The following is a 3,530-nucleotide window of genomic DNA, read 5'->3' as shown; positions in this document are numbered from 1 at the left end:
CGGGTCGTCATGCCGAAGTACTCTGTCCGCCACCCCGAGCATCACCTGACGCATCGCATCGGATGGCTGCGCGCTGCGGTGCTCGGTGCGAATGACGGGATCGTTTCGACGGCAAGTCTCGTCATTGGTGTCGCGGCCGCACACGCCACGCACGCGAACATCCTGCTGACCGGAATTGCAGGCCTGGTCGCAGGCGCGATGTCCATGGCAGCGGGTGAATACGTGTCGGTGCATTCGCAGTCGGATACCGAGAATGCGGACCTCGCGCGCGAACGGGCGGAGCTGCTGGACGATCCGGTCGCAGAACAGCGCGAACTGACCGGCATCTACGTCAAACGCGGCCTTGAACGCAATCTGGCGGAACAGGTGGCTGCCCAGTTGATGGAGCACGACCCATTGGCGGCCCACGCACGTGACGAACTCGGGATTTCCGACATGACCGCTGCGAAGCCGGTACAGGCTGCGCTGTCGTCCGCGGCAAGCTTTGCGTTGGGCGCCGCGTTGCCGCTGGCAGTCGTCGCGCTGGCGCCAATCGGCGCGCTCATGCCGGCGGTCATCGCGGCATCGCTGCTGTTTCTCGGGCTTCTTGGTGTCGTCGCCGCGAAGATCGGCGGCGCCAACGCGCTCGTTGGCGCGGCGCGGGTGATCTTCTGGGGAGCCTTGGCAATGGGAGTCACTGCAGCGGTCGGCGCCCTGTTCGGCGCCGTCGTCTGAGCGGCAGCTGGCGCCGTGTCCGGCGTTACTCTTGTCGATCCAACGTCATTCGGTCGACTGCACGGGCCCGGCCGGTCGACCCTGGAAGGGCCGCCAACGTCGGCGCCGCCGGGCGGCCAACCCTCATGGTCTCCACAGCGCCGCGAGGACAACAAGGTTGATGAGCGCAATTCCCGCCACCACCGGTCGCGCGAACGTGACGCCGCCAGCTGCGGCGAGGATGCACTTCACGATGGAATTCGTCGTGAACGCGAGCGAGAGCGCAAACGCTCCATTGCGCGCAACGAGTCCGGTATCGGAGACGAGGTGTCCAAGCGTGATGGCAGCAGCATGGACGTCTGCGAGGCCGGTTGCCGCCGCTGCAGCGAACACCCCCTGTACGCCAAGCCAGCGCTGCAGCACCGACGCGCCGATCAACGCGGCAGTGACGATCCCCGCGAACAGCAGCGCCTGTGGGAGCGCGAACGCCCTGCCGTACCCGGACAGGATCTCGGAGGAGGGTTCCGTTTGGGCCCGCCACCATGCGATGCCCCCCACTCCGGCGGCAGTGATTCCACCGGCGAGCAGAGGAATCGCAAACGCAGCCAGCAAATCGGACGAGACGATGGACAGAATCAGCGCAAGCTGGACCAGAGTCGCAATGGTCGACAGCAACGACCCGGCGACGCACGCTTTGCGCAACGCCGGATGGCTCCTCGCGCGCTCCGCCATCGCACCGATGGTCGCACTGCTCGACACGAAGCCGCCGAGCAATCCTGCAATCGCCAGGCCCCGGCCGGGCCCGAGTAGGCGCAGTGCGACGTACCCGGCTGCATTGACCGACATCACCAGCACGGCGAGCAGCCAGACGCTTCTTGGATTGAGCATGCCGAACGGATCGATTGCCCGGTCGGGGAGGAGCGGAAAGACGATGAGCACGGATGCTGCAAGAAGCAGCGCGTCGTCCAGTTCCCGTTCGGTCAATACATCGCGCGCAAAGCGGTGCAATGCATCCTTGCCGGCGAGGATGATGGCCAGAACGATGAACAGCGCGGCAGCCAGCTCCGTCCGGGTGATCGCCAGAGCCCCGAGCAGAAGGGTCGCGAGCAGCGCGATTTCGGTGGTGAGGCCCGGATCCGCACGATCGGACCGCAGGTAGGCAATCATCACGAACGCAATCAGTCCGAGGCCGATGATCCACAACGCCGTCGTGCCGAGAAGAGCGGCCGCCGAGCCCGCCAGCGCGGAGATCGTGCAGGTGCGCAACCCGATCGCGCTGCGTGCCGGACCTGTGCCCTTGCGACGTTCGCGTTCGATGCCGATCAGCAAGCCGCCCCCGAGGGCAGTCAGCAGGCCGAACAAGGCAGCACGATCGGAAACCACGTGTCGGGTTCCACCTTGCGAAAAATCCAGTGTGGTCCACCCGGCGGGATAAAGACACAGCACGGTTCACCGATTGACGGGCGTGTCGTCGCAACGATTCCCGCAACCGCGAGAGCGGATCAATGCTTTTGCAGCTGTCGATAGAACGTGCTGCGGCTGACGCCGAGGCGACGCGCGGCTGCGGATGTATTGCCGCCGCTCTGCTCGAGTGCGTGGCACATTGCGTCGTGCCGCAACGCATTCATCGACGACACGACCCCGGCTGCGAATACCTGGGCCACCTGGGGAACGACGGGTCGACGAACGCTGTCCGGCAGCCTGTCGACGCCGATCGTCGACTGCCGTTCGCCGAGTGCGATGAGCGTACGCAGGACGCCGACCAGCTGCCGGAAATTGCCGGGCCAAGGACAGGATACAAGCAGTTCAAGCGCGGCCGGCGCAAGACGCATGCCCGCAGCCGTCGCTCCCAGTGATGACCACAGCGACGCGATCAGCTCGCCGCGATCGCCGCGCTCGCACAGCTTCGGCATGTTGAACGTGTTCTGTGCGATGCGGTAGTAAAGATCCGGGCGAAACGTCTTCGCATCGATCGCCGCCTGCAGATCGCAGTGGGTCGCAGAGACGAGGCGGAAATCGACCGGCATCGTGCGGCCACCGCCGAGTGGCGTGATCTCGCGCTCCTGGATCACGCGCAAAAGGCGGCTCTGCATCGACAGCGGCATGTCACCGATTTCGTCGAGAAACAGCACCCCGCCATGCGCCTGACGGAGCAGGCCGGGCGCGCCCTCGCGCCGGGCGCCGGTGAACGCGCCGGTGACGTATCCGAACAGTTCCGATTCGATCAGGCTCTCGGGCAGTGCCGCGCAATTGACCGCCACGAACGCTGATTTCGCGCGCGCACTGCGCCGGTGCAGCTCGCGAGCGAACACTTCCTTGCCCGTTCCGGTTTCGCCGAGCAGGAGGACAGGAATGTCGGCGTCGAGGAGGCGTGTCGCACGTTGAAGCTGGAGCTCCTGCGCATCGTCGAAATACGGCCGCGGGGCACGTGCCGGCTGGACACGCGTCGACGCTTCGCACTTGTGTGTCACCGCAATGGACGCCGACTTCGCATTGCGGCGCGCGTGGAGATGCGTACCGAGATGGTCGCGCAGCATCGAGCTGCCCCCCGCGGCTGGCAGCGCGCCGCTGAAAAGCTCGTCGTAGCGGCGGCGTCCGAATTCGCCCCAGCCAAGGCCAAGCAGTTCGAGCGCGTGGCGGTTCGCGGCAACCAGCATGTGTCCCTCGAACACCAGCAGACCTTCGCGCGCAGTGCCAAGCAGCGCGGCATCGCTGTGGACGCGGATCACGTCGCGATCGCGGCACAGGTGATCGAACAACCGATGTTCGATCTGGTCGACTGCGAGTCGCACCATGCCGAGCGCGTGGATGTGGTGGACCGACGCCTCGCCGGACAG

3 protein-coding genes are annotated in these 3,530 nt (G+C 66.0%); 1 reads left to right on the top strand and 2 read right to left on the bottom strand.

Annotation, left to right across the window (positions count from 1 at the left end; all coding sequences use genetic code 11):
- Positions 1-9 precede the first annotated feature (9 nt).
- Positions 10-714: a VIT family protein gene (locus ABIV12_RS03865; RefSeq protein ID WP_348056416.1), complete on the top strand. Its 705-nt coding sequence runs from the start codon at positions 10-12 to the stop codon at positions 712-714.
- 123 nt (positions 715-837) lie between these two features.
- Here ABIV12_RS03865 and ABIV12_RS03860 read toward each other — a convergent pair whose 3' ends face one another.
- Positions 838-2,076, bottom strand: coding sequence for a DUF4010 domain-containing protein (locus ABIV12_RS03860; protein WP_348056414.1), 1,239 nt, complete (start codon positions 2,074-2,076; stop codon positions 838-840).
- 119 nt (positions 2,077-2,195) lie between these two features.
- A partial coding sequence (locus tag ABIV12_RS03855) for a sigma 54-interacting transcriptional regulator (protein ID WP_348056412.1) occupies positions 2,196-3,530 on the bottom strand: 1,335 nt, incomplete at its 5' end.

It is taken from the genome of Dokdonella sp., from assembly GCF_039926425.1.
Taxonomy (GTDB): Bacteria; Pseudomonadota; Gammaproteobacteria; order Xanthomonadales; family Rhodanobacteraceae; genus Dokdonella_A.
Note: the sequence above shows the minus strand (reverse complement) of the source record. Positions and strands in the feature narration are given on the sequence as shown.

Excerpts from the sequence above, each read along its gene's own strand:
- ABIV12_RS03865 (WP_348056416.1), top strand. The coding sequence starts at position 10 with ATGCCGAAGTACTCTGTCCGCCACCCCGAGCATCACCTGACGCATCGC.